This is a genomic window from Nocardioides psychrotolerans (assembly GCF_943371775.1).
In the GTDB taxonomy this organism is placed as follows: Bacteria; Actinomycetota; Actinomycetes; order Propionibacteriales; family Nocardioidaceae; genus Nocardioides; species Nocardioides psychrotolerans_A.
Genome location: NZ_CALRWD010000010.1, coordinates 1 through 26,211 on the forward strand (window position 1 = coordinate 1; position 26,211 = coordinate 26,211).

Below are 26,211 nucleotides of genomic sequence, written 5' to 3' on the forward strand. Positions count from 1 at the left end.
CCCCGACTCGGCGTACGTCTGTCAGACGGCTGCGGCGATCTTCGCGCGCCGCGCCTGCTGGGTCAGCCGGGCCTGGGCGGCGCGACGGACCTTGGGGCCCTTGGTGGTCATGGCCCAGAGCAGCTTGAGCTGCTGAGGAGCGTTCTTGACCGTGGTCTGCGACAGGAAGTCGTTGGGCAGCGAGAGCCGGACGACCTTGTGCCAGGCGCTCGCGACCTGCTGCGGCAGCGGGGCCATGTGGTAGCTCAGGCCGTAGCGCTGGAAGACGTCCTGCACCTGCGGGGCGATCTCGGCGTAGCGGTTGCTGGGCAGGTCGGGGAAGAGGTGGTGCTCGATCTGGTGCGACAGGTTGCCGGTCATGAAGTGCATGGCCTTGGAGCCGGAGATGTTGGCCGAGCCGAGCATCTGGCGGAGGTACCAGTCGCCGCGGGTCTCGCCCTCGATCGAGGTGCGCTCAAAGGTCTCGACGCCCTCGGGGAAGTGGCCGCACATGATGACCGAGTGGGTCCACAGGTTGCGGACCAGGTTGGCGGTGAAGTTGGCCGCCAGGGTCGGCAGCAGCGAGCCGGTCGGCAGCGACATCAGCGGGTGGACGACGTAGTCCTTGGTCGCCTGGGCGCGGATCTTCTTGAGGGTCTGCTGGTAACGGGCCTTGAACTCCGGGCTCTGGCGACGCTTCTCGCTGGCGAGGTTCTTGCCGAGCTCGAGGTCGTAGGCCGCGATGCCGTACTCGAAGAAGCAGGCGTTGATGAAGTTCCACAGCGGCTGGGCGAGGTACATCGGGATCCAGCGCTGGTCCTCGTCGACGCGCATGATGCCGTAGCCGAGGTCGTTGTCCTTGCCGACGACGTTGGTGTAGGTGTGGTGGAGCTCGTTGTGCGAGTGCTTCCACTGCTCGGCCGGGGAGGCGTTGTCCCACTCCCAGGTGGTCGAGTGGATCTTGGGGTCACGCATCCAGTCCCACTGGCCGTGCATGACGTTGTGCCCGATCTCCATGTTCTCGATGATCTTGGCGACGCTCAGGCCCGCGGTGCCGAGCACCCAGGCCGGCGGGAAGACGCTGGCCAGCAGGACCGCGCGGCTGGCGAGCTCGAGCTTGCGCTGGGCGTCGATGACCTTGCGGATGTAGGCCGCGTCGGCCTCGCCGCGGGTGTCGAGGATCGACTGGCGGATCGCGTCGAGCTCGACGCCGATGCGCTCGATCTCCTCGGGCGTCAGGTGGGCCACCGGGTTCGTGGACTCGGACTTCTTCTGGATGACGGTCATGTCGATCTCCTCAGCGTTCGATCGGGTGGGTAGTCGATCGGGATGTCAGTGGTCGATGTGGCACGCGCCGGCAGCGGCGCTGATGCAGGTCTGGATGGCGACGCCGTCGCCGGGGGCGGCAACGGTGATCGCACCGTTGCGCAGGTCGCGCACGGCGCCCTCGCGCAGCGGGAGGACGCAGCCGAAGCAGACGCCCATGCGGCAGCCGCTGGGCATCAGGACGCCGCCTGCCTCGGCGGCGTCGAGGATCGGGGTGGTGCCGTCGCCCTCGACGGTGATGCCGGACTTCGCGAAGGTGACCGAGCCGCCGCCCTGCCCATCCTCGGCGGTGGCGACGACGGCGGTGCGGAAGCGCTCGATGTTGATCGGCAGCCCGCGCTCGGTGTGGTGCGCCTCGAGGGCGTCGAGCAGGCCCACCGGGCCGCAGGCGTACGTCGTGCGGCCGGCGAGGTCGGGCACGATCTGGTCGAGGTCGGCGACGTCGAGCATCCCGTCGGTGTCGGTGTGCAGCTCGATCAGGCGCAGCCGGCCCTCGGCGGCGTAGCGACGCAGCTCCTCGCCGAAGATCACCTCGGAGCGCGACAGCGCCGAGTGCAGCAGCACGATGTCGGTGGGCAGCGGGGCCGCCTTGGAGAAGAGGTTGCGCAGCATGCCGATCACCGGCGTGACGCCCGAGCCGGCGGTGACGAGGAGCAGCTTGTCGGGCATCGGGTCGCTGAGCACGAAGTCGCCCTCGGCCTGGCCGAGGTGGAGCAGCTGGCCGACCTTGGCGTCGCGGACCAGGTGGTGGGACACCTTGCCGTCCGGGATCGCCTTGACGGTGATCGAGATGCAGCGGTCGGCGCGGGGGCCGTGGGTGAGCGAGTAGGTGCGCCAGAGGCGGACCCCGTCGACGTCGGCACCGACGCGGAGGTACTGCCCGGGCACGTGGCCGGCCCAGTCCTTGCCCGGCTTGATCAGGATCGTCGCGGAGTCGGCGGTCTCGGCGGTGACCGAGACGATGCGGCCGCGCAGGTCGGCACCCGAGCGCAGCGGGTCGAAGATGTCGAGGACGTCGGCCGGCACCAGGGGGGTCACGGCCGCCTCGGCGACGCGCAGCAGGCGGTCCCGCAGCGAGCGGGAGCGGGGCGCGTCGGGGCCACCGGAGGTGCGCATCAGGGCAACGGAGGTCATGACACTTACTCTCCTGCATGACTGGGGGTAAAGTCCTGACCACATGACGTGAACATCCGCGTCACATTTGTTCGCAGGAGACAAAAAGTGCCGCCACGTCCTCGCCAGCCGGTGGAGCGCAAGACCGCCGGCCGCGGGCTGCTGATCCCCGTCGATGCGGTCGCCGAGATCCGCGCCCACCTGCCGGCGGTCGCCGACGAGGTCGTGGCCGCGATCATCGCCGAGGTCCCGAGCTATGAGGACGCCTTCAGCGGTCCCATGGGCGAGACCATCCGCAACGCGGTGCAGATCGCGCTCGGCGGCTTCCTCTCCCTGGCCAGCGGCCGGCGCGGAGCCGACCCGCGCACGCCGGCCGCGCCGGCGGTCGAGGGCGCCTACCAGCTCGGCCGCGGCGAGGCCCGCAGCGGGCGCACGACCGACGCCCTCCTCTCGGCGTACCGGATCGGGGCTCGCGTCTCCTGGCGCGAGATGTCGATGCACGCCGTGCAGAGCGGGCTGTCGGCCGAGACGCTGGTCTCCTTCGCCGAGCTGGTCTTCGCCTACATCGACGAGCTGTCCGCCGCCAGCGTCGCGGGCCACACCGACGAGCTCGCCACCTCGGGCCGCGTGCGGCAGCGCCTGCTCGAGCGGATCTCGCACCACCTGCTCGCCGGCTCGCCCCAGGAGACGGTGCGCAGCGCCGCCGAGCGTGCCGGGTGGCCGACGCCGACGACCCTGACCGCGGTCATCCTGACCGAGTCGCAGGTGCGCCCCGTGCTGGCCGAGGTCTCCCCGCAGACCCTCCAGGCCGAGGGGCCCGACCTCGACGACGGCGCCCTCCTCCTCGTGCCGGACGCGCACGGTCGTCGCCGCGCCGCGCTCCTGCGCACGCTGGAGGGGCGCGGCGCCGTGGCCGGGCCGGCGCGGCCGTGGCTGGAGGCACGGGCGTCCTACGAGCGGGCGCTGCGCACGCGCACGCTGGGTCTCGACGGGGACACCGACACCCATCTGGTGCAGCTGGTCCTCACCGCCGACGCCGACGCGCTGGCCGACCTCCGCACCCAGGCCCTGCTCCCCCTCGCCGGGCTGCGACCGGCGGTCGCGGAGAAGCTCTCCGAGACCCTGCGCGCCTGGCTGCTGCACCAGGGCCGCCGCGAGGACGTCGCCGAGGCGCTCTTCGTGCACCCGCAGACCGTGCGCTACCGGATGGGCCAGCTGCGCGAGCTCTACGGCGAGCGCCTCGACGACCCCGAGACCGTGCTGGCCCTCACGGTGGCCCTCGGCACCCTCGATCGCTGATTCGGGACCGCTGGCCCCGTCTCGTACCGTTGAGAGCATGCTGTCGTCCCGCGCCCTACGAGCGCGCCTGCTCGCAGGTGCCCTCCTTCCCGTCGTGCTCCTGCTCTCCTCCTGCCAGAGCGGTGACGCCTCCCCGGGGACCGAGGAGACGCAGCAGTCGAGCCCGTCGGCCGGGGTGACACCCTCGGAGGGCACCACGGAGGGGACCCCCTCGGAGGAGCCCAGCGAGACGCCCGCCGAGAACCTGTACGTCGCCCTCGGCGACTCCTTCGTCTCCGCCCCGCTGGTGCCGACGACCGACATGAGCACGGGCTGCCTGCGCTCGAGCAACAACTACCCCAACCAGGTCGTCGACGAGCTCGACGACTACGACCTCGTCGACGTCAGCTGCTCGGGCGCCACCAGCACCTCGATGATCGGCGTGCAGATCACCGGCGACACCCAGCAGCTCCCCCAGTTCGACTCGTTGACGCCCGAGACCGACCTGGTCACGCTCGGCATCGGCGGCAACGACTTCAACCTCTTCTCGGGGCTGATGTTCGCCTGCCTCCAGGCCGCCCAGCAGGACCCGGAGGGCTCCCCCTGCAAGGACGCCAACACCGCCGGTGGGCGCGACAAGCTCCTCGAGAGCGCCCGCAAGATCCAGGACCGCGTCGAGGCCATCACCCTCGGCATCCAGGACCGCGCCCCCGAGGCCCGGGTGATCGTCGTCAACTACCCGCAGTTCGTGCCGTCGAAGGGCACCTGCCCCGACCGGCTGCCCCTGGCCACGGGCGACTACCCCTACGCACTGTCGATCAACAAGGCGCTCTCCGACGCGGTCAGCGCCGGGGGCGAGGCCGGAGGCGCGGACGTGATCGACGCCTACACCGCCAGCAAGGGCCACGACATCTGCTCCGACGAGCCGTGGGTCAACGGCATCGAGACGCAGGCCAACGCCGCCCTCGCGCTGCACCCGTTCCTCGCCGAGCAGACCGCCGTCGCCGAGATGATCCTCGAGATCCTCTGAGTCTGGGAGGCTGGGAGGCTGGTCCGGCTCAGAGCGCGTCGTACTGGACGTGGCCGGCCACGACGGTGAGCGCGACCGGCATGCTGCGCAGCGCGCGGGCGACGTCGAGGCTGTCCTCGCCGGGAGCGAGCGGGTCGCGGTCGAGCAGCACCAGGTCGGCGCGGGAGCCGACGCCGACGGTCGGCTGACCGTCGACGGAGGCGCGCAGGGCCTCCTGCGGGGTCAGCGCCTGCTCGGCGTGCCAGGGCTCGCGCTCGTCGTCGCCGCGGTGCACCGCGGCCGCCATCGCCAGCCACGGGTCGAGGGGCGCGACGGGGGCGTCCGAGCCGAGCACGAGCGGCACCCCCTCGTCGAGCATCCAGCGGAAGGCGAAGCAGCGGTCGGTCCACGCCGGCCAGATCTGCTCGGTGAGGTCGCGGTCATCGAGGAGGTGGGCCGGCTGCACGCTGGCGCGGACGGCGACGCCGGCCATCCGGCGTACGTCGGCACGGGTGATGAGCTGGGCGTGCTCGATCGTGCCGTGGGCACCGGTCGCGGCATAGACGTCGAGCGCGTCGCGCACCGCCGCGTCGCCGATCGCGTGGGTCGCGACCTCGAGCCCGTTGCCCCAGGCGCGCTCCACGAGGCGGTGCAGCTCCTCGCGGGTCTGGTTGGCCGCCCCCATCTCGCCGCCGGCATAGCTCTCGCAGCACCAGGCCGTGCGGGTGTTGAGCGAGCCGTCGCTGATGATCTTGAGCGGACCCATCGTCAGGCGGTCGTCGCCGACGAAGAGGCGGTCGCCGGTGCGCAGGCCCATCTCGATGACCTCCTCGAGGCGATCGGCATACATCGCGACGCGGACCCGCAGGATGTCGCAGCCCTCGGTCCAGCGCGCGATCCAGTCGTGGGGCCCGCCGCCGAACTCGAAGTCGACCGTGCCGACGACGCCCTTCTCGGCCGCGCGGTGCAGCGCGTTGCGATAGCCGGCGGGCGAGATCCCGTCGTTGCCGACCAGCCCGGGGAGGCCGTCGTAGGCCGCGAACCACTCGTTCTCGTAGATGTTGTCGTCGCGCACCTCGAGCCCCAGCGCCCGCTGCGCCCAGCTGCTCAGCCAGGCGTGGTGGGCGTCGCCCGCGATCAGCACCACGGGCACGAGCCCCGCGACCCGGTCGAGCTCGTCGACGGTCGGCTGGCGGTCCCACACGGCGGGGCGGTGGCCGAAGCCCACCAGCGGTTGCCCCGGGTGCTCGGCCAGCCACGCGGCGACCAGGTCCAGGGCCGCCTCGGGCGAGTCCGTGCCGCTGAGGTCGAGCCGGGTCGACGTCAGCGCCCACTGGCCGAGGTGGGTGTGCTGGTCCCACAGACCCGGGATCAGCCAGCGCCCGGCCGCGTCGACCTCCTCGACGCCCTCGGGTCGCGGGAGGTCCTGCCCGACGGCGACCACGACGCCGTCCTCGAGCAGGACGTCGACCGGGTGGTCCGGGGTCTGCTGGGTGGGGGTCACGGTCGGGGTCACGGGGACCAGGCGAGCGGCGCGGATCAGCATTCCCACCACGCTAGCGGCTGGCCGCGCGCCGTCGTACGCCGGCAGTTACGGTGCTGGCTATGAACGTGCGGTTGCTCGGGGTCGCGCTGGTGCTCGCCCTGGTCGGGCTCGCCGGCGGCTGGGCGATCGGCCGTGGCGGCGAGGAGACCCCGGCCGTGATCCGCGCCGCCGACCCGGTGACCGGTGAGTCGCCCACCTTCCCCAGCGACCCCGTGGTCGACGTCCTGCCCGACCCGGACACCCGGGCGCTCGAACCGGCGCTGGACCTGCACGACGAGCGGATGGGCTCGAAGACCTTCGGGGTGCGGGTGCCGGTGCCCGACGGGTGGGTGCGCAACGACCGGCTGCTCGAGGAGACTTCCTGGGCGACCGCAGGTGCCCCGCTCAACACGTTCCTCCTGCGGGTCAAGATCATCAGCGGGCAGCGCCTCACCGTCGCCCAGGCGTTGGCCGACCGCCGCGACACCCTGGAGTCGGTGGTGACCGCCTTCGAGCTCGAGTCGCAGACGACCGACACCTTCGTCGCGTCCTACGTCTACGACAACTACCGCCGCCTCACCATGGAGCGCTTCCTCTCACTCGACGGGAGCCCCAGCACGGAGGACCAGGCCTACGTCACGATCGTCGCCATCGGCCGCGAGCGCGACCGGGTCGGCCTCACCGACCTGCTCGAGCGGGTCAGCGCCGGCGCGACGAGATCGACCACCTAGAGGGGAGCCGACGACGTCGTCGCTTCACAGACCGTGGGTCTCCACGCTGTCGAGCACCCGGTTGGCGGTGGCGCGGTCGGCGCTGCGGACCTGCACCCACAGCAGCCGGTTGGCGGCGACCTGCACCACACGCTCGACGGTCACCCCGCCGGGGCAGTCGGCGTGCACGATCGTCGTCGACGGGTCGCCGACCGCCTCGCTGACCGGGCCCTCGGTCTCCTCGCACTCGGGGTGCTGGGGCAGCAGCGTCGGCAGTGCCTCGCCCGGGAAGAGCCCGAGGAAGACGCCCTGGGCGCGTGAGCCCACCGCGGTCCAGGTCGCGCTGGTGCCGACCGACAGGGCCGGGTAGGCGCCGTCGGGGTCGTTGGGCGGCGCCCAGCCACCGTCGGCGACCGCGCCCTCCCACGCGTCGGGCACCGTCACCGACACCGTGCCGGAGGCGTCGCTGACCTCGACGTCGGCCGGCGTGCCCTGCTGGCCGAGCACCAGCCCCGCGCCCGCACCGACCGCGAGGGCGAGGGCGCCCACGAGCACGGCCGGCCAGCGTCGGCGAGCGCTCGGCGTCTGCTGGGACGACTCCTGGCCCACGGGACGGGTCGGCATCGGGACCGGCGAGGGCCGCACCCCCGGCATCGTGAGCTGCGGGTCGAGGGGCAGCCACGGCTCGGCGATCTGCCCCTCGGGGGCGACGTCGTCGCCGAAGGCGTCGGCCAGCGCGGCGGCGAAGTCGGTGACCGACGCGAACCTGTCGTCGCGCTCGAGCGCCAGGGCTCGTCGTACGACGTGGTCGACGGCGTCGGGCACCGGGCGCTCCGGCGTCGACAGGGGCGCCACCTCGCCCGGCGAGGCGGCGGCGGTCAGGTCGGCGTGCGTGTAGGGCGGGCGGCCGGTGATCAGCAGGTAGGCGAGGACGCCCAGGGAGTACTGGTCGGCGCGGGCGTCGAGCGGCTCGGCCTGGGCCTGCTCGGGCGCGACGAAGGACGGTGTGCCGGCGATCATCGTCAGCCGCGACGACACGTCGAGCGCCTTGCCGAGGCCCAGGTCCCCCACCATCGCGCGCAGGTCGTGGTCGACGGTGCGGAAGAGGACGTTGGCCGGCTTGACGTCGCGGTGCAGGATGTCGCGGTCGTGGAGCGCCTGGAGGCCCGCGGCCACCTGCCGCACCACCTCCAGCGCCTGCCGGGTGGTGAGCCCCTCGACCTCGAGCCGGTCGGCGAGCGTGCCCTGGTCGGCGTAGGTCATGACCAGGTAGGGCCGCCCGTCCTCGAGGGTGCCGGCGTCGTAGACCGTCACCACGTGCGGCGACTCGACACGGCGCAGGTAGCGGCCCTCCTCGAGGAAGCGCTGCATGACGTGGTGGTCCTCGGTCCAGTTGTCGGCCAGGACCTTCACCGCGACCGGCGAGTCGAGCTGCTCGTCGTAGGCCAGCCACACCGTGGCGAACCCGCCCGCGCCGATGCGCCGTCTGACGACGTAACGACCGATCCGGCTGGGCATGGACACTGCTGCATTATGTTCGACTCATCCGGGGGCGGCATGGGTAGGAGGGTGGGCATGACGACCGAGGGGCTCACGCCCGACGAGACCGACGAGTTGGCACGCCGTGCGCGTGACGGCGATCGTGACGCGCTCGAGGCCCTGCTGAGCGCCGTGCGACCCCGCACGCTCAACGTCTGCCGTGGCGTCCTGCCGCACTCCTCCGACGCCGAGGACGCCTGCCAGGAGGCGCTGCTCAACGTCGCGACCAAGATCGGTCAGTGGGGCGGGCGCGGGCGCTTCACCACCTGGCTGCACGTCGTCGCGGTCAACTCCGCGCGCACGACCTACCGCCGGCTGAAGAACCAGGCCGTCGCCACCGACACCCCGCAGCTCGAGCGACCCGACCCCCGCACCACCAGCGTCATCGCGGGCACCCGCCTCGACCTGCTCGAGGCGATGGAGACGATCGAGCGCGACCACCCGCAGCTCGTCGAGCCGGTGCTGCTGCGCGACGTCTACGGCATGTCCTACGAGGAGATCGCCCAGCAGGTCGGCGCCCCCCTCGGCACGATCAAGGCCCAGATCCACCACGGTCGCAAGCTGGTCCGACCCCTGCTGCGTGGCGGCACCCCGTGAGACGGCCCGTGAGGCGCCACGTGAGGCGCTCGCTGACCGCGCTCGCCTGCGCCGGCGCGCTCGTCGTCGCCGGGTGCAGCGGCGACGCCGAGCCGGCGTCCTCGCCCCCGGTGGAGAGCTCGGCGAGCCCCGAGGAGGCCACCCCCGACTTCGACGTCGCGCTGAGCGAGCCGGTGGAGGACTCGGTCTACCCCGACGTCGGCGACCCGTCGGTCGACGCGCTGCACTACGACCTCGACCTGACGTGGGACCCCGAGGCGCGCGTGCTGACCGGCGAGCAGGAGCTGACCTTCCGCGCGACCACCACGGGCGGGACCTTCCAGCTCGACCTGGGCGAGCCGCTCGAGGTCACGGAGGTGACGCTCGACGACGAGCCGGTCGACTTCGAGCACGTCGGCAAGGACCTCGTCGTGACCGCGCCGGTGACGGCCGACCAGCGCTACGTGCTCGGCGTCGACTACGCCGGCACCCCCGAAGCCGTGCCCGCACCGACCATGCGCGGCGACTTCAGCGACACCGGCTTCACGATCACCGACACCGGCGAGACCTGGACGATGCAGGAGCCGTTCGGCGCCTACACCTGGTATGCCGTCAACGACCAGCCAGCCGACAAGGCGCTCTACGAGTTCGAGCTGTCCGTGCCCTCGCCCTGGGTGGGGGTGGCCAACGGTGGGCTGACCGAGCGGGTCGACGAGGACGGTCTCACCACGACGACCTGGCACCTGGCCGAGCCGGCGGCGTCCTACCTCACGACCGTCGCCTTCGGTGACTTCGAGATGACCGAGGACGTCTCGCCCAGCGGCGTCCCGATCACCTACTGGGTCCAGCCCGACGCGCCCGCCTACGTGCTGCCCGGGCTGCGCACCACTCCGGCCGCGATCGCGTGGCTGGAGGAGAAGCTCGGGCCCTACCCCTTCGACACGTTCGGCACGGTGGTGGTCGACTCCGAGAGCGGCATGGAGACCCAGACCATGGTGACGCTGGGCGACACCGACTACACGACCTCGCCCGCGGTGGTGCTGCACGAGCTCGCGCACCACTGGTACGGCGACACGGTCACGCCCGACGACTGGCGCGACGTCTGGATGAACGAAGGCATGGCGATGTACCTCCAGGGCATGTGGCAGGCCGACCAGGACCGCCGTCCCGTCGACGAGGTCATGGACGAGTGGGCGCGCTTCGAGGACGAGGAGCGGGCCATCGCCGGGCCGCCCGCGGCCTACGACCCGCAGTCCTTCGGCTCCGGCAACATCTACTACGGCCCGGCGCTGATGTGGCACGAGCTGCGCCAGAAGATCGGGGACGACGAGTTCTTCCGCATCATGCGGGCCTGGCCCGAGGAGCGCACCAACGGCAGTGCCGGCCGCGACGACTACCTGCCGTGGCTCGAGGAGCAGACCGGCGAGGAGCTGTCGGCGTTCTTCGACGCCTGGTTGCTGGGGAAGCGCACTCCTCCTCGGAGCTGATCCGTCCGGCCGACCGGCTGGCCTAGGTTGGGTGCCATGCGGATCCTGGTGCTCGGCGGCACGGCCTTCCTCTCCCACGCGACCGCGGCCGAGGCCGCACGACGGGGCCACGACGTCGTCTGTGCCGCCCGCGGCACCTCGGGGTCGGTGCCCGAGGGCGCACGGCTGGTGGTGTGGGACCGCGACCTGCCGGTGCCGCCCGCAGAGCTGCTCGAGGAGCCCTTCGACGCGGTCGTCGACGTGGCGCGCCACCCGTCGCGGGTGCGGTCGGCCGTGGCCGCCTTCCCCGGCGCCCACTGGGTCTTCGTCTCCACGATCAACGTCTATCCCGACGAGTCCACACCGGGCCTGACCCCCGCGACGAGCGCGCTGCGCGAGGCGCTCCACGACGACGTCGACCTCGGCGTCGACCCCGAGGCCTACGGCCCGATGAAGGTCGCGTGCGAGTCGATCGTCCGCCACGGGACGTCCGGCGCGATGGTCGTGCGTCCCGGCCTGATCGTCGGCCCGGGCGACCCGACCGGTCGGTTCACCTACTGGCCCGCGCGGCTCGCCGACGCCGCGACCGGGGAGCCCGTGCTGGCGCCCGGGTCGGCCGACGACAGCGTGCAGGTGATCGACGTGCGCGACCTCGCCACCTGGATCGTCGACAGCGTGGAGGGCGGTCGGACCGGGGACTTCGACGGCGTCGGGCCGGTCACCCCGATCGGCGAGCTGCTGGCCGCGGTGGCCGCCGGGGTCGGCGCCGAGCCGTCGTGGACGTGGGTCGGCCAGGACGTCCTCGCCGCGGAGGGCGTGGAGCCGTGGTCGGGACCGGGCTCGCTGCCGCTCTGGCTCCCGCGCCCGTCGTACGACGGCATGCTGGCGCACGACCCGACGCCGTCGTTCGCGGCGGGGCTGGTGACGCGGCCGGTCGAGGAGACTGCCCGCGACACGCTCACGTGGCTGCGCGCCACCCCGGACGCCGTGGTGTCCGGGATGACGCGCGAGCGGGAGACCGAGCTGCTCAGCCGAACAGCGCAGACCCCTTGACCACCGTCTCGTAGACGCCCCACAGCAGCGGGACGCCGACCAGCAGCCACGCGATCGGCAGCAGGACCGACGTGGGTGCGGGGGCGTCGTGCCCGGCAACGTCGCCGTGCTCGTCGACCGACGTCGACGTGGCGGCAGCGACCTTCTCCGGCTCGTGGAACCTGTCGGCGACCGGGCGGACGAGCAGGTTGGCGAGCAGGCCGACGACGAGCACGCCGACCATGGTGAACAGCGCCGGGCGGTAGTCGGCCGCGACCAGCTGCGCCGGGTCGCCCTGGCGGTCGAGGATGCCGTTGACGATCAGCGGCCCGGCGACGCCGGCCGCGGACCACGCGGTCAGGAGCCGGCCGTGGATCGCGCCGACCTGGAAGGGACCGAAGAGGTCACGCAGGTAGGCCGGGATCGTGGCGAAGCCGCCGCCGTAGAAGCTGATGATCAGCCCGGCCAGGATCACGAAGACGACCGTGCTGGTCGTGCCGACCGTCGCGAGCAGGAGGTAGAGCCCGATGCCCGCACCGAGGTAGAGCACGTAGATCGGCTTGCGGCCGATGACGTCGGACGTCGAGGACCACACGAAGCGGCCGGCCATGTTGAAGAGCGACAGCACGCCCACGAAACCGGCGGCCGCTGCCACCGTGACCGTGGAGGCGTCGCCGTCGCGGAAGAAGCCCTGGATCATCGGGGAGGCCTGCTCGAGGATGCCGATGCCGGCGGTCACGTTGCAGAAGAGGACCACCCAGAGCAGCCAGAACTGCGGGGTCTTGACGGCGTTGGCCGCCGAGACGCTCGCCGTGGTGACGAGCGCCTTGGTCTTGACCTTGCTCGCGTCGAAGCCGGCCGGCTTCCAGTCCGCGGGCGGCACGCGCACGAGCCAGGCGCCGAACAGCATCACCACCACGTAGATCAGGCCGAGGGTGACGAACAGCTTGGCGACGGAGCTGCCGGCCGCGAGGCCGTCCGAGCCGACGCCGTACAGGTCGAGGAGCTTGGCCGACAGCGGGCTCGCGATCATCGCGCCACCGCCGAAGCCCATGATCGCCATGCCGGTCGCGAGGCCCGGACGGTCGGGGAACCACTTGATGAGCGTGGAGACCGGGGCGATGTAACCCAGGCCGAGGCCGATGCCGCCGATGACGCCGTAGCCGAGGTAGAGCAGCCAGATCTGCTCGGTCGCGATGCCGGCGGCGCCGACCATGAAGCCGGTCGCCCAGCAGGTGGCGGAGGCGACCATCGCCCGGCGCGGGCCGCCGGTGTCGACCCAGGTGCCGAAGACGGCCGCGCTGAGGCCCAGCATCACGATCGCGATGGAGAACACCGCGCCGACCGCGGTCAGCGAGGTGTCGAAGTGGGCGACGAGGGCGTCCTTGTAGACGCTCGTCGCGTAGACCTGGCCGATGCACAGGTGCACGGCGAGGGCGGCCGGCGGGATGAGCCAGCGGTTGAAGCCGGTGCCGGCGACCGTGCGTTCGCGGTCGAGGACGGTGAGTGACATGCGTTTCCCCCTCGAGGGGTTCGGTTCCGAGTGATCCGTCACACCGATTACCCGTTCGTGACCACTTTCAACCACCCCCGTCCGGCAGCCGCGCCGGCACAGGCGGAACTAGAACGCGTTACAGTCCCCGACCATGAAGACGTACGTCGTGAGCGGAGCAGCATCGGGCATCGGGGCGGCGACGACCGCGCTGCTGCGCGAGCAGGGCCACCGGGTGATCACCGTCGACCTCCACGACGCCGACGTGACCGCCGACCTGTCGACCGCGGCGGGGCGCAATGCGGCGGTCGCCGGCGTGCAGGCGCTGACCGACGTGGTGCACGGCGTGGTGCCGTGCGCGGGGATCGCCGGGCTGACCGGGGTCGACTCGGCGCTGCTGGTGAGCGTCAACTACTTCGGGGCGCTGGGTCTCGTGCGCGGGCTCCGGCCGCAGCTGGCTGCCGCGTCAGCAACGGGCGGCGCCGCGGTGGTGCTGCTGGCGTCCAACTCGATCACCGGCATGCCGGGCTGGAACGCCGAGGTCGCCGCGCTCTGCCTCAAGGACGACGAGCAGGGCGCCCGCGAGGCTGCCGCCAAGGTCGACTCGGTGATGGTCTATCCCTCCTCCAAGGCCGCGCTGGCCTGGTGGGCACGCCGCGAGGGCGTGACACCCGAGTGGATCGGCGCGGGCATCCGCATCAACGCCGTGGCACCCGGGCTGATCGAGACGCCGATGACCCAGCAGCTGCGCGACGACCCGACGTTCGGCCCGTTCGCCGACAGCTATCCCACGGCCCTGGGGCGTCCGGGCCGGCCGGAGGAGGTCGCGGCGACGATCTGCTTCCTGCTCTCCGACGCCTCCAGCCTGGTGGTCGGTGTCTGCCTCTTCGTCGACGGCGGCACCGACGCGATCCTGCACCCGATCGCCCCCGAGGGCTGGGAGATCGGTCCGCTCGACCTCACCTGACGCCGCGACGGCGCGCTCGGTCTCCCCGGGCTGGGGATGCCCCGCGCTCACGTCCACGCAGGGCCTCCTACCCCCGGCCCGGGGAGGGTCACGCCTCAGAACAGCAGCGCGGAGGCCGGGTCCTCGAGGATGCCCGCGACGTCGGAGAGGAAGCGCGAGCCCTTCTCGCCGTCGATGTGACGGTGGTCGAAGGACAGCGCCAGCGTCGTGACCTGGCGTACGACGATCTCGTCGACCCCGTCGGTCGTGACGACCCACGGCTGCTTCTTGATCGCGCCGAAGCACAGGATCGCCGACTCGCCCGGGTTGATGATCGGCGTGCCCGCGTCGACGCCGAAGACGCCGACGTTGGTGATCGTGAACGTCCCGCCGCTCATCTCGGCCGGCTGCGTCCGGCCCTCCCGGGCGGTGGCGGTGAGCTGGTTGAGCTCGCCGGCCAGCTCGAGCAGCGTCAGGTCCTGGGCGTCCTTGACGTTGGGCACGACCAGCCCCCGCGGCGTCGCGGCCGCGATGCCGAGGTTGACGTAGTGCTTGAGGACGACCTCCTGGGCCGACTCGTCCCAGAACGAGTTGATCTCCGGCGTACGGCGCATCGCCAGCATCACCGCACGGGCCAGCACCAGCAGCGGGGAGACCTTGACCTCGCGGAACTCGCGGCGCGCCTTGAGCCGCTCCACCAGCTCCGTCGTGCGGGTGACGTCGAGCGTGACCCACTCGGTCACGTGCGGCGCGGAGAACGCCGAGCCCACCATCGCGCCCGCCATCATCTTGCGGACGCCCTTGATGGGCTCCCTGGTCTCGCGCTGCCCCGACTGGACCGACGGACGGCTGGGCTCGACCACCGAGGGGCCTGCGTCGGACGACGCGGCGCCCTCGACGTCGGCGCGGGTGACGGTGCCGCCGGGGCCGGTAGCGGTGAGCAGGGCGAGGTCGACGCCGAGGTCCTTGGCCAGCTTGCGGACGGGCGGCTTGGCGAGCACGCGCACCTCGCCGTTGGACAGCGCCCGGACCGGCACGAACTCGGAGACCGGCTCGGGCTCGACCGCGGGGACGGCGGGCACGGCCGGCTCGTCGGCCGGTGCGACGTCCTGCGACTGGGCGCCGCCGGGGGCGAACGCACCCTGGACCTGCATCTGGGTGTTGGCGGCGGCCTCGGAGGACGGCGTCACCGATCCCTTGCGGGCGCGCCGCTGGGGGCCGCGCTCGGCCTTGTTGCGACCGACCAGGCTCTCGCCCTCGACCCGGCCGCTGGCGGCGGGGTTGGAGAGGTCGATCTCCATCTCGCCAGCGGCAGGACCGGCAGCAGCCCCGGCAGGGGCAGGGGCGCCGATCGCGATGATCGGCGTGCCGACCGAGACGGTGTCACCCTCGGCGACCATCAGGGCGGTGACCTCGCCGGCGAAGGGCGAGGGCAGCTCGACGAGCGACTTGGCGGTCTCGATCTCGACGACGATGTCGTTGATGGCGACGACGTCGCCGACCTTGACCTTCCAGGTGACGATCTCGGCCTCGATCAGGCCCTCGCCGACGTCGGGCAGGAGGAACTCACTCATGTCGGTGCCTCTCTCAGAACTCGAAGGAGCGGTCGACGGCGTCCAGCACCCGGTCGAGGTCGGGGAGGAAGTCCTCCTCGATCCGCGACGGCGGGTAGGGCGTGTCGAAACCACCGACGCGGAGCACCGGCGCCTCGAGGGAGTAGAAGCACTCCTCGGTGATGCGCGCGGAGATCTCGGCGCCCAGGCCCAGGTTGACGTGGGCCTCGTGGGTGACGACCGCACGGCCGGTGCGGCGCACGGACTCGAGCACGGGCGCCATGTCGAGCGGCGAGAGCGTGCGCAGGTCGATGACCTCGATCGAGCGGCCCTCGGTCGCAGCGGCCTCGGCGACCTTCATGGCCGTCTTGACCATCGGGCCGTAGGACAGCAGCGTCAGGTCGGTGCCCTTCTTGACCACCCGTGAGGTGAAGAGCGGCTCGGGCGAGGCGGACTCGTCGAGCTCGGCCTTGTCTGCGTGATATTGCCGCTTGGGCTCGAGGAAGATGACCGGGTCGTCGCAGGCGATGGCCTGCTGGATCATCCAGTAGCCGTCGACCGGGTTGGAGCACGCGACGACCTTGAGGCCGGGGGTGTGGGCGAACTGCGCCTCGGGCGACTCCGAGTGGTGCTCGACCGCGCCGATGCCGCCACCGAAGGGGATCCGGATGACGATCGGCATCTTGACCCGGCCCTGGGAGCGGAAGTGGATCTTGGCGACCTGGCAGACGATCTGGTCGTAGGCGGGGTAGACGAACCCGTCGAACTGGATCTCGACCACGGGTCGGTAGCCGCGCATCGCCATGCCGACCGCGGTGCCGACGATGCCGGACTCGGCGAGCGGGGAGTCGATGACGCGGTCCTCGCCGAAGTCCTTCTGCAGGCCGTCGGTGATGCGGAAGACACCGCCGAGCTTGCCGACGTCCTCGCCCATGAGCAGGACCTTGGGGTCGTCCTCCATCGCCTTGCGCAGCCCCATGTTGAGGCCCTTGGCGAGGGTGATCTTCTGCGTGGCCATCAGTGGTGCCCCCCAGCGGCAGAGCCCTCGAAGGAGTCGAGGTAGGTCGCGAAGCCGTCGCGCTGCGCCTGCAGCTCGGGCGTCATCTCGGCGTAGACGTGGTCGAACATGCTGAGCGGCTGCGGGTCGGGCATCGCCTTGCAGCCCTCGCGCAGCGTGTGGCCGAGCTCGTCGGCCTCCGCCTGGATGGTGGCGAGGAAGTCGTTCTCCACGAGCCCGTTGCGGCGCAGGTAGACCTCCAGCCGGGCGATCGGGTCCTTGAGCTTCCAGCTCTCGACGTCGTCGGAGAGGCGGTAGCGGGTCGGGTCGTCGGTGGTCGTGTGGGCACCCATCCGGTAGGTGTAGGCCTCGACGAACGTCGGGCCCTGGCCGTCGCGGGCACGCTGCAGCGCCGCCTGCGTGACGGCGTACGTCGCGAGGACGTCGTTGCCATCGACGCGGACGCCGGGGAAGCCGAAGCCCAGCGCGCGCTGGTAGAGCGGGATGCGGGTCTGGCGCTCGATGGGCTCGGAGATCGCCCACTGGTTGTTCTGGCAGAAGAAGACGACCGGCGCGTTGTAGGACGCGGCGAAGATGAACGCCTCGTTGACGTCGCCCTGCGAGGACGCGCCGTCGCCGAAGTGGGCGATGACGGCCGCGTCGCGGTCGGGGTCGCCGGTGCCGACGACGCCGTCGCGCTGCATGCCCATCGCATAGCCGGTGGCGTGCAGGGTCTGGGCGCCGATGACGATCGTGTAGAGCGCGAAGTTGTGGGCGTCGGGCTCCCAGCCGCCCTGGTCGACGCCGCGGAAGAGGCCGAGCAGGCGCAGCGGGTCGACGCCCTTGCACCAGGCGACGCCGTGCTCGCGGTAGGTCGGGAAGACGTAGTCCTGCGGTCGCAGCGCGCGGCCGGCGCCGATCTGGGCGGCCTCCTGGCCCAGCAGCTGGGCCCAGATGCCGAGCTCGCCGTGGCGCTGGAGGGCGGTCGCCTCGGTGTCGATGCGCCGGGTCAGCACCATGTCGCGGTAGAAGCCGCGCAGCTCCTCGGCGGAGAAGTCGCGGTCGAACTCCGGGTGGTGGACCCGCTCGCCCTCGGGCGTGAGGAGCTGGATGAGCTCCGGCCCACCGTCCTGCTGCGAGGGTCCGAAGACCTCCGCCAGGTCGGGGCCGAAGCCGGAAGACTGCTGGGTCACGTGGGACTCCTTCTCCTCGCCCGGGGCACGGGGTGGCCGTCGTCCGGGTGGTTGGTCCGGCGCGGGTCGCGATGGGTGGGGCGACCTGTGACCGGGGACACATTCCTGTGCGGCCCAAGTTACCGGGCGTCCGGTCCGTGCCGCCAATCCGACGGACTTGGGGGGCCGACAGGCTTCGAGTGCACCACTACGCTCACCCCATGTCGATCCGCACCCGCACGGCCAGCATCACGACCAGCGCTCCGGCGGAGGTCGTCTTCGCGATCCTCACGGACCCGACCCAGCACCCCCGCATCGACGGCTCGGGCACCGTCAAGGCCAGCCGCGGCAGCGGTCAGCGCCTCGAGCTCGGCTCGACCTTCGGCATGGACATGAAGATGGGCGCGGCCTACAAGATCGGCAACACCGTCGTCGAGTTCGAGCAGGACCGGCTCATCGCCTGGCGGCACAAGGGCCTGCACCGCTGGCGCTACGAGCTCACCCCGACCGCCGACGGCGGCACGGAGATCACCGAGACCTGGGACCTGACCCGCTACGGCCCCGCGGCCGTGGGCTTCAACCTGGCGCTCGGCAAGAAGACCCAGGCCGCGATCGAGGCGACCCTGGTCAAGCTCAAGGCGGCCGCCGAGGCCGACGCCGCCAAGGCCTGACGCACCCCGGGACCCCGCGTCAGTGCAGCTCGCCGAGGTCCTCGTGGGCCTCGTGGGAGAGCGGCTCGACCTGGAAGGTCGCGTGCCGCACCTCGAAGTGCTCGGCGACGCACACGCACAGGTCGTCGAGGATCGCGCCGACCCCGCGCTCGGCCAGGGCCTCGTCGGTGACGGTGACGTGGGCCGAGAGGCTGGGGATGCCGCTGGTGATGGTCCAGGCGTGGAGGTCGTGGACGTCCACGACGCCCGGCACGCCGGCGAGGTGCGCGCGCACGTCGGCCAGGTCGAGCCCGGCCGGGGCGATCTCGAGCAGGACGACCGCCGCGTCCCTCAGCAGCACCAGCGAGCGCGGCAGGATCATCACCGCGATCACCAGCGAGGCCACCGCGTCGGCGCGGTCCCAGCCGGTGGTGAGGATGACGACGCCGGCGATGACGACGAGGACCGAGCCGAGCAGGTCGGCGGAGACCTCGTTGGCGGCCCCGCGCAGGTTGAGCGAGCCGGTCTCCGAGCGGCTCAGGATCGCCATCGACACGGCGTTGGCCAGCAGGCCGACCACCGCGAAGCCGATCATCGCGCCCGCCTCGACCTCCGCCGGGTCGGCCAGCCGGGTGATGCCGGCGTAGCCGATGTAGGCGCAGACCCCCAGCAGCACCAGGGCGTTGAGCATCGCGGCGAGGATCTCGGCACGGTGGTAGCCGAACGTCGAGCGAGGTCCGCCCGGCAGCCCGGCGACGTACGACGCCCCGAGCGCGAGCACCACGGCGCCGGCGTCGGTGGCCATGTGCCCCGCGTCGGCGAGGAGCGCGAGCGACCCGGTGAGCCAGGCACCGACCAGCTCCACGACCAGCACCGTGCTCGTGACGACGAGGACCTGGCGCAGCCGGCGACGGTCGGAGGCCCGACCTGCCGCATGGCCATGACCATGCCCGTGGTTCATCGTTGATCTCCTCGGTGACGTGGCTTCATTGTCCCCGACCGCTGCCGATGGATCACGAAGGCATCACGGAACGGGCACTCCCGGGACGTCCCCGCTCCAGCTGGTCGACCCTGTGCTCCACTCTGTGCTCCCCCGGTGAGGAAGGACCCCGTCGGTGTCCCCTGCTCGACCCCTGTCTCGACGCCTGTCGCAGTCCGTCGCGTTGGCGCTGCTGACCGCCCTGACCGCCACCCTGCTGACCCTCGGCACCACGTCGTCGACCGCGTCGACCGCAGCGACCGCGTCCAGCTCGGCCAGCGCCGGGAGCGGACAGGGGCGCGGCCTGACGCTGCGTCTGGCCTTCCCGCGTCACCCGCTGGCCAGCCGGGTCACCCAGGGACACCCGGGCCGCAAGGGCCAGCCGCTCTTCCGCCACACCGAGATGCCGGACCCGACCGGCTTCGCCTACCAGGGCCGCTACGTCGCGATCGGCACAGGCTCGCTGGCGCCGCGCTCGATCGCGACCTCGGTCGCCGGGCCGTGGCGGGACCGCGGGAGCGCCCTCAAGCGGCTGCCCCGGTGGGCGACCGGTCGCAACATCTGGGCCTCCGACATCGTGCAGGTGAAGAAGCACAAGTTCCTGCTCTACTTCGCCGCGCCCGCCGGTGGTCTCGGCCCGCTGGGGCGCTGCATCGGGGTGGCCGTGGCCAGCAGCCCGCTGAAGAAGTTCCGTCCCAAGCGACGCCCCATCACCTGCCCGCGCGCGGCCCACACCCCGCTGGCGAGCGACAAGATCCGACCGCCGAGCCCCTCGAAGGAGGCAGCCGGCGTCATCGACCCCGAGGGCTACCAGGCCCGCAACGGGGCGCGCTACCTGCTCTACCGCACCCAGGGCACACCCTCCTCGATCCGGATGGTGCGCCTCACCCGGGACGGCCTGCGCGCCCGCAAGGGCGGCCGGGCCCGCGTGCTCGCCTTCGCCCGCGGCGTCATCGAGAACCCCGTGCTCGTCCAGCAGCGCAAGGGCTGGGTGCTGATCACCTCCCAGGGCTACTACGGCGACTGCAACTACCGCACGACCTGGCGTCGGGCACCCACGCTCCAGGGCCTCAAGAAGGTCCGCTCCCGCGCCCTCGTGACCCGCGCCAGCACCCGGCTGTGCGGGCCCGGCGGCGCGGACGTGGTGCACGGGTCGCTGCTCTTCTTCCACGCCTGGACCTGTCGAGAGCGGGCGTGCCCGCACAGCGACCTCCAGCGCGCCCCGCGCTACGGCGCCCAGCGCTCGCTCTTCGCCGCCAAGCTGCGCTGGGACCGGCGCGGTCGCCCGCACCTGGGACGCTTCGTGAAGCCGTCGAAGGGCACGAAGCAGCGCCCGCCGGGCCACCAGCAGCCCGCCCCGGAGCCTGAGCCCGACGACCCCGGGCCGCTCCTCCCGCTGCCCCTGGGGCTGCGGGAGGGGTGATCAGCCCCGGCCGTGGGCCGTGAGCCACACGGCCGGGTCGGGCCCGGCCGGCACGATCCCGGAGGGGTTGATGTCGGTGTGCACCAGGTAGTAGTGCTGCTTGATCTGCTCGAAGTCGGTGTTGTCCCCGAAGCCCGGCGTCTGGAAGAGGTCGCGCGCGTAGCCCCACAGGTGGGGCATCTCGGTCAGCTTCACCCGGTTGCACTTGAAATGGCCGTGGTAGACGGCGTCGAAGCGGGCCAGCGTCGTGAAGAGCCGCACGTCGGCCTCGGTGATCGCCTCGCCCATCAGGTAGCGCCGGTCGGCCAGCCGGTCCTCGAGCCAGTCCATGGTCGCCCAGAGCCGGTCGTACGCCGCCTCGTAGGCGTCCTGCGACCCCGCGAAGCCGCAGCGGTAGACGCCGTTGTTGACCTCGGTGAAGACCCGCTGCATGACCTCGTCCATCTCCTCGCGGAGGTGCTCGGGCCACAGGTCGGGGGCGCCGTCGCGGTGGTGCTCGCGCCACTCGAAGAAGAAGTCGTGGGTGATCCAGGGGAAGTCGTTGGTGACCAGCTCGCCGCTGCTCTCCTCCACGATCGCCGGCACCGTGATGCCGCGCTCGTAGCCGGGGAAGCGCTTGACGTAGGCCTCCTGCAGCCGCTCGATGCCGAGCACGGGGTCGCGCCCGCCGGGGTCGAGGTCGAAGGTCCAGCTGCGGGCGTCGTGGGTCGGCCCGGGGGTGCCCAGCGAGATGACGTCCTGGAGCCCCAGCAGGTCGCGCACGATGATCGCGCGGTTGGCCCAGGGGCACGCCTTGGCGGCCACGAGCCGGTAGCGGCCGGGCTCCACGGGCCACAGCTGCCCGTCGACGGGTCCGCGCTCGGGACGCCGTGCGTCCTGGGTGATCCGGTCCGCGACGTAGTTGGTGTCGCGCTCGAACTCGCCCTGCTCGACGTACGTCTGCTGCTCGGTGCCCTCGTCGCTCATGTCCTCAACCCTAGTCAGGCGGTCGTCAGGCCGGCTTGGCGAGCGAGGCCACGAAGTCGAGCTTCTCGAGGACGGGCGCCGGGATCACGAAGGGGTAGAGGTCCTCCTTGCCCATCGACCGGTTGATCTGGTTGAGCGCCGTCGACAGCGGGATCCAGACGCCGGTGACGACGTCGCGGAAGGTCGAGAACGCGGCGACCCCGCCGACGGTCGCGAGGCCGAACTCACGGGCCGTCTCGATCGCGTCGGCGATGTGGAGGTAGTGCGCCCACGTCTCGGCGAAGTCCTCGAAGGGGTGCATCGTGGCGTAGGTCGAGATGTAGGACTGCTCCCAGCCCTCGGGCGGGCCCTCGGCGTAGTGCCGGTCGATCTCGGCCTGGTAGTCCTTCGACTCGTCGCCGAAGAGCTCGCGGCAGCGCTCGAGCCGCTCGTCCCCACGCACGAGCTGCCACTCGTAGTAGTGGCCGACCTCGTGGCGGAAGTGGCCCAGCATGGTGCGGTAGGGCTCGGCGAGCTGGGCGCGCACCTTCTCGCGGTAGACCGCGTCGCTCTCGGCGAGGTCGATGGTGATGACGCCGTCCTCGTGGCCGATCACGACGTTCTCCTCGACGCTGGAGAGCAGGTCGAAGGTCAGCCCCTCGTCGGGGTCGGTGTCCTTGCCGACCACCGGGAAGCCCAGCGCCTCCAGCTCGATGATCAGGTGCCGCTTGGCCGCCTCGGCGAGCGGGTAGTTCTCCAGCCCGACCAGGTCGTCGTCGGAGGGACGGGTGCGGGTCAGGTCGCAGCTGAAGCACTGGCCGCCCTCGAGCGGCGCCAGCCAGGTGCAGCCGGAGAGGTTGAGGTTGGCGCACACGTGCCAGACCAGCCCGGAGGGGTCGACGTAGCGCCCGTTCTCGTCGAGCGGGACGATCGAGCGCTCGGTCCGGGAGTAGCCCAGCGCGGTCCCGCAGGACACGCACACGGAGTTCTCGACATAGAGCTGGTTGTCGCACACGCGGCAGCGGAAGGCCTTCACCAGAGAAGCGTGACACGTCCCGCTCGTCGCGGGCTCACCCCGTCAGTGGAGAGCCGGCTCAGCCGAGGGGCTCCACGTCGACGGCGACCCTGAGCGTCGACTTCCTGGCCTCGGTGAAGATCACGCCCTTGACCGGCGGCACGTCGCCGTAGTCGCGGCCCCAGGCGACCGTGACGTAGCGGTCACCGACCCACTGGTCGTTGGTCGGGTCGAAGGCCAGCCACTGGTCGACGCCGTCCTCGTCGAGCCCCAGCCACACCGCCACCCAGGCGTGGGAGGCGTCCGCACCGACCACCCGCTCCTGGCCCGGCGCCGGCTCGGTGGCGAGGTAGCCGCTGACGTAGCGGCCGGCCAGGCCGTGGGTGCGCAGGCAGGCCAGCGTCAGGTGGGCGAAGTCCTGGCAGACCCCGGCCCGCTTGTCGAGGATGTCGTCGACCGTCGAGGTCACCGTCGTCGCCGTCGGGTCGTAGTCGACGTCGGCGTGGATGCGGTGCATGAGGTCGGCGACCGCCTCGCCCACGGGCCGGCCCCGCGTGAAGGACTCCGCGGCGTAGGCCTTCGCGGCGGCGACCTGCTCGACCTGGGCCGAGGCCAGCGCGAAGTCGGTGACGCTCCAGGCACCCGGCAACCCCGGGTCCACCAGCGGTCGCAGCCGCTCCCAGGGGGTGTCCAGCGCGTGGCCCGGCACCGGCGATACCTCGACGCTCACCTCGCTGGTGGCCTCGATCACCAGCACGTCGTGGGGCTCGGTCACCTGGAAGTAGGTGACGGTGTTGCCGTGGTAGTCGACGTCGTGGGCCAGGTCGCCGGGCGTCGGCGCCACCACCACGTCGTACGACGACACGTGCTGCCACGGGAGCTCTCGCGGCACCAGGTGGGCGATGCCGAGGCTGTCGCTGACGTGGTCGTCGTAGGTGTAGGTGGTGCTGTGCCGCACGCGGTACCTCACGGGACCGACCTCACGGGAGCCTCGAGGGAGTCGACGAGCGCGATCGAGCCGAGCGAGCGCGGGGCCGGGCCGGTCGCGAAGTGCACCTCGGCGACCGCGTCGGCGAGACGCCCGAGCTGGGCGGCGTAGGAGGCGAGGAACGCCTCCAGGTTGGGTCGACCGACGCCGCCGATCGCGACGAGCGTCGCGATGTCGGTCTCCTCGAGCGTGGTGCGCAGGTCGGCGACCAGCCGCTCGGGACGCGTCGAGCCGGTGGAGGCGGGGAGCGCGGTGAGGTGCGCGGCGATCTCGGCGAGCCCGAAGGCCAGGGAGCGCGGGTTGTCGAGGTCGGTGAGCAGGAGCTCGAGCACCCCGCCGGTGCGGACGTAGCCGCGGTAGCGCCGGCGGTGGGTCACCGAGCTCTCGGACGCGACGAGCACCGCGTTGAGGACGTCGCGGTCGACGTCGATGCCCCGGCGCACGGTCGCGGTCTCGTCGAGCAGGTGGCAGACCTGGACCGCGCGCTCGAGGTGCCGCCCGATGCCGATCATGTGCCAGCCGGGGTCGCGGATCATGCTGGCGGTGACGCCCTGGAGCGACAGGATGCCGGTGAGCATCCGGCCCGCCGACTCGGCGACCTGGTGGCTGTGGCCCGACTCCTCGAGGGCGTGGGCGGCCCGGTCGGTGGCACCGAAGACGCGCCAGGTGTCCTGGGAGAGCTGGTCGCGCACCCCCGCGAGGGCGTCGCGCAGGCCCGCCAGCGCCTGGGCGGCCGACCCGGGCCGCTGGGCGTCGAGGAGCAGGGAGCGGAACTCCGCGTCGAGGTCCTCGTGGACGGTGCCACCCAGGCGGCGTACGGCCTGCATGAGGACGGCGAGGCTGGCACCGCCGGTCGTGCGGGGCCGGGTGCCGAAGTCCTCGGCCAGCGCGTGCGCGGCGAGCACCAGCCGGATCATGTCCTCGGCGCGCTCGGCGTAGCGGCCGAACCAGAAGAGGTCCTCGAGGATGCGCGGGACGGTGCCGGTCGAGGCCCGCACATTGGTCATCGGCAGCACCTCGGCCAACCCCTGGTCGGGGTCGGTGGGCTCGGCCTTGAGCACCCAGACGTCCTTGCTGGACGCGGACACGTCGCCCTCGTAGACGGCGGCGAGACCGCCCACCAGCGGTCGGTAGGCCGAGCCGTAGCGCAGCGTGAACGTGCGCAGCGTCAGGGGTCGAGGCACCACGTCACCGGAGAGGTGGCCGGTGGAGCGCCAGGTCGGGGCCTGGGAGAGCGGCAGCCGCTCCTGGCCGACGTAGCGGTGCGGCTCGTCGAGGAGGCGCTCGCGGACGCTCGCCGGGTCGAGACCGACCAGCGCGTTGGCCGGTCCGTCGATGGCGCGGATCGTGAGGCGGTCCTGACGGTCGAGCACGTGGCTGAGCGAGTCGGGGTCGCCGCACCACCAGGTCGGCACGGCCGCGAGACGGAGCGGCTCCCCGAGCAGCGCCTGGCTGATCGCCGGCATGTAGGGCAGCAGCCCGGGGTTCTCCAGGACACCGGAGCCGAGGCCGTTGACGACGCGCACCCGGCCCCGGCGCACGGCCTCGACCAGGCCGGCGACGCCGAGCTGGGAGTCGCCGCGGAGCTCGAGCGGGTCGCTCCAGGCCGCGTCGACCCGGCGCAGGATCACGTCGACCCGCTCCAGACGACCGCTGTGGCGCCCGTGCGTCGCGCGCATCTGGACCCACCCGTCCCGCACGACCAGGTCGCTGCCCTGGACCAGCGGGAAGCCGAGCGTCGAGGCGATGAAGGCCTGGTCGTAGGCCGTCTCGGAGTGGGTGCCGGGCGAGAGGACGACGACGCGGGGGTCGGCCAGCTCGCTCTGCGCCGACTGGATCAGCGCCGAGCGGAGGGCCCAGAAGTAGGGCTCCATCCGGTGCAGGCCGGCCTCGCGGTAGAGCTCGGGCATCACCCGGGAGATCACGCGACGGTTCTCCATCGCGTAGCCGATGCCCGAGGGCGCCTGGGCGCGGTCGGCGATGACGCGCCACTGGCCCTGCGCGTCGCGGCCGAGGTCGGTGGCGGAGAGGACCAGCGGTCGCGGGTCGATGGCGCTGCGCCGGGCGACGACGCGGGTGAACCCCGCGTGGCCCAGCACCACGGAGGCCGGGACGACGCCCTCGGAGAGCAGCCGCTGATCGCCGTAGAGGTCGACGAGGATCGCGTTGAGGAGCTCGGCGCGTTGGGCGAGACCGACCTCGAGCGGCGTCCACGCCGCCGCGTCGATGACCAGCGGCACCGCGTCGAGCCGCCACGGCCCGGAGCGACCACCGGGTCGCGAGTAGGTCACGCCGTCGTCGGCGAGGAAGCGCACGATGTCCTCGTCGACCCGGCGCAGGTCACGGTGGTCGAGCGCGACGGCGATCTCGGCCAGGCCCTTCCACGCGGGGCGGAGGCCGCCGTCGGGCGCGACGACCTCGTCGTAGCGCGGCGCCTGGTCGCCCAGGACGGGCTGCGTGAGCGCGGCTGCGTAGTCACGCAGCGCGGTCACGGCGCG

At 72.1% G+C, this 26,211-nt stretch carries 22 protein-coding genes; 9 read left to right on the forward strand and 13 right to left on the reverse strand.

From position 1 onward, the window contains the following. Window positions 1-21: 21 nt before the first annotated feature. Both AAG827_RS04715 and AAG827_RS04720 read right to left on the reverse strand, forming a co-directional pair. Window positions 22-1,266 (reverse strand): acyl-CoA desaturase, encoded by a 1,245-nt coding sequence (locus AAG827_RS04715; RefSeq protein ID WP_341924671.1) that lies wholly within the window; start codon window positions 1,264-1,266, stop codon window positions 22-24. Between the two features lie 45 nt (window positions 1,267-1,311). After that, on the reverse strand, window positions 1,312-2,439 hold the full coding sequence (locus tag AAG827_RS04720) for a ferredoxin reductase (RefSeq protein ID WP_341924672.1): 1,128 nt from the start codon (window positions 2,437-2,439) through the stop codon (window positions 1,312-1,314). Window positions 2,440-2,526: 87 nt separating this feature from the next. Here AAG827_RS04720 and AAG827_RS04725 point away from each other — a divergent pair, with 87 nt between their 5' ends. Beyond that, window positions 2,527-3,717, forward strand: coding sequence for a helix-turn-helix domain-containing protein (locus AAG827_RS04725; protein WP_341924673.1), 1,191 nt, complete (start codon window positions 2,527-2,529; stop codon window positions 3,715-3,717). Between the two features lie 37 nt (window positions 3,718-3,754). Then, window positions 3,755-4,726: an SGNH/GDSL hydrolase family protein gene (locus tag AAG827_RS04730; RefSeq protein ID WP_341924674.1), complete on the forward strand. Its 972-nt coding sequence runs from the start codon at window positions 3,755-3,757 to the stop codon at window positions 4,724-4,726. A 28-nt stretch (window positions 4,727-4,754) separates the two neighbouring features. Here the strand turns inward: AAG827_RS04730 and AAG827_RS04735 are convergent, their stop codons facing one another. After that, the gene (locus tag AAG827_RS04735; RefSeq protein WP_341924675.1) at window positions 4,755-6,251 is read right to left on the reverse strand and encodes an amidohydrolase; all 1,497 of its coding nucleotides are present in this window, start codon (window positions 6,249-6,251) and stop codon (window positions 4,755-4,757) included. Between the two features lie 59 nt (window positions 6,252-6,310). Between AAG827_RS04735 and AAG827_RS04740 the strand changes: the two genes are divergently transcribed. Further along, a complete protein-coding gene (locus AAG827_RS04740; RefSeq protein WP_341924676.1) occupies window positions 6,311-6,961 on the forward strand; it encodes a hypothetical protein in 651 nt (216 codons plus the stop codon). Window positions 6,962-6,985: 24 nt separating this feature from the next. Here the strand turns inward: AAG827_RS04740 and AAG827_RS04745 are convergent, their stop codons facing one another. Next, complete coding sequence (locus AAG827_RS04745) at window positions 6,986-8,458, reverse strand: serine/threonine-protein kinase (RefSeq protein ID WP_341924677.1); 1,473 nt, start codon at window positions 8,456-8,458, stop codon at window positions 6,986-6,988. Window positions 8,459-8,515: 57 nt separating this feature from the next. Between AAG827_RS04745 and AAG827_RS04750 the strand changes: the two genes are divergently transcribed. From AAG827_RS04750 to AAG827_RS04760, 3 genes are read left to right on the forward strand one after another with little or no spacing between them, the layout of a single operon-like run. Next, entirely contained in the window at window positions 8,516-9,076 is a 561-nt protein-coding gene (locus AAG827_RS04750; RefSeq protein WP_341924678.1) for an RNA polymerase sigma factor, read from the forward strand. Window positions 9,077-9,096: 20 nt separating this feature from the next. After that, a complete protein-coding gene (locus AAG827_RS04755; RefSeq protein WP_341924679.1) occupies window positions 9,097-10,542 on the forward strand; it encodes a M1 family metallopeptidase in 1,446 nt (481 codons plus the stop codon). A gap of 36 nt (window positions 10,543-10,578) precedes the next feature. Further along, window positions 10,579-11,574, forward strand: a complete 996-nt coding sequence (locus AAG827_RS04760) for an NAD-dependent epimerase/dehydratase family protein (RefSeq protein WP_341924680.1) — start codon at window positions 10,579-10,581, stop codon at window positions 11,572-11,574. Here AAG827_RS04760 and AAG827_RS04765 read toward each other — a convergent pair. Then, a complete protein-coding gene (locus AAG827_RS04765; protein ID WP_341924682.1) occupies window positions 11,549-13,066 on the reverse strand; it encodes an OFA family MFS transporter in 1,518 nt (505 codons plus the stop codon). The two genes, AAG827_RS04760 and AAG827_RS04765, sit on opposite strands and share 26 nt — an antisense overlap. 133 nt (window positions 13,067-13,199) lie before the next feature. On the opposite strand from AAG827_RS04765, the gene AAG827_RS04770 reads away from it, so the two are divergent. Beyond that, window positions 13,200-14,012, forward strand: coding sequence for an SDR family oxidoreductase (locus AAG827_RS04770; protein WP_341924683.1), 813 nt, complete (start codon window positions 13,200-13,202; stop codon window positions 14,010-14,012). Between the two features lie 95 nt (window positions 14,013-14,107). On the opposite strand, the gene AAG827_RS04775 is transcribed toward AAG827_RS04770, so the two are convergent. Genes AAG827_RS04775 through pdhA form a run of 3 tightly spaced genes read right to left on the reverse strand, consistent with a single transcriptional unit; the run spans window position 14,108 to window position 17,701 of the window. After that, on the reverse strand, window positions 14,108-15,565 hold the full coding sequence (locus AAG827_RS04775) for a dihydrolipoamide acetyltransferase family protein (protein WP_341924684.1): 1,458 nt from the start codon (window positions 15,563-15,565) through the stop codon (window positions 14,108-14,110). A 13-nt stretch (window positions 15,566-15,578) separates the two neighbouring features. Next, the gene (locus tag AAG827_RS04780) at window positions 15,579-16,562 is read right to left on the reverse strand and encodes an alpha-ketoacid dehydrogenase subunit beta (protein ID WP_341924685.1); all 984 of its coding nucleotides are present in this window, start codon (window positions 16,560-16,562) and stop codon (window positions 15,579-15,581) included. Further along, on the reverse strand, window positions 16,562-17,701 hold the full coding sequence (gene pdhA, locus AAG827_RS04785; RefSeq protein ID WP_309647071.1) for a pyruvate dehydrogenase (acetyl-transferring) E1 component subunit alpha: 1,140 nt from the start codon (window positions 17,699-17,701) through the stop codon (window positions 16,562-16,564). The genes AAG827_RS04780 and pdhA overlap by 1 nt, the downstream gene beginning before the upstream one ends. 233 nt (window positions 17,702-17,934) lie before the next feature. Here pdhA and AAG827_RS04790 point away from each other — a divergent pair, with 233 nt between their 5' ends. Beyond that, window positions 17,935-18,384 carry an SRPBCC family protein gene (locus AAG827_RS04790; protein WP_341924686.1) on the forward strand — a complete coding sequence of 150 codons (450 nt, stop codon included), beginning with the start codon at window positions 17,935-17,937 and terminating at the stop codon, window positions 18,382-18,384. Between the two features lie 19 nt (window positions 18,385-18,403). Here AAG827_RS04790 and AAG827_RS04795 read toward each other — a convergent pair whose 3' ends face one another. After that, complete coding sequence (locus tag AAG827_RS04795; protein ID WP_341924688.1) at window positions 18,404-19,324, reverse strand: cation diffusion facilitator family transporter; 921 nt, start codon at window positions 19,322-19,324, stop codon at window positions 18,404-18,406. A 154-nt stretch (window positions 19,325-19,478) separates the two neighbouring features. On the opposite strand from AAG827_RS04795, the gene AAG827_RS04800 reads away from it, so the two are divergent. Then, window positions 19,479-20,765 (forward strand): family 43 glycosylhydrolase, encoded by a 1,287-nt coding sequence (locus tag AAG827_RS04800; protein WP_341924690.1) that lies wholly within the window; start codon window positions 19,479-19,481, stop codon window positions 20,763-20,765. On the opposite strand, the gene AAG827_RS04805 is transcribed toward AAG827_RS04800, so the two are convergent. From AAG827_RS04805 to AAG827_RS04820, 4 genes are read right to left on the reverse strand one after another with little or no spacing between them, the layout of a single operon-like run. Continuing rightward, the gene (locus tag AAG827_RS04805) at window positions 20,766-21,731 is read right to left on the reverse strand and encodes a glutathione S-transferase C-terminal domain-containing protein (protein ID WP_341924691.1); all 966 of its coding nucleotides are present in this window, start codon (window positions 21,729-21,731) and stop codon (window positions 20,766-20,768) included. 25 nt (window positions 21,732-21,756) lie between these two features. Beyond that, the gene (locus AAG827_RS04810; protein ID WP_341924692.1) at window positions 21,757-22,746 is read right to left on the reverse strand and encodes a putative zinc-binding metallopeptidase; all 990 of its coding nucleotides are present in this window, start codon (window positions 22,744-22,746) and stop codon (window positions 21,757-21,759) included. Between the two features lie 58 nt (window positions 22,747-22,804). Continuing rightward, window positions 22,805-23,695: a transglutaminase family protein gene (locus AAG827_RS04815; RefSeq protein ID WP_341924694.1), complete on the reverse strand. Its 891-nt coding sequence runs from the start codon at window positions 23,693-23,695 to the stop codon at window positions 22,805-22,807. Beyond that, window positions 23,692-26,205: a circularly permuted type 2 ATP-grasp protein gene (locus tag AAG827_RS04820; protein ID WP_341924696.1), complete on the reverse strand. Its 2,514-nt coding sequence runs from the start codon at window positions 26,203-26,205 to the stop codon at window positions 23,692-23,694. The genes AAG827_RS04815 and AAG827_RS04820 overlap by 4 nt, the downstream gene beginning before the upstream one ends. Window positions 26,206-26,211: the final 6 nt, after the last annotated feature.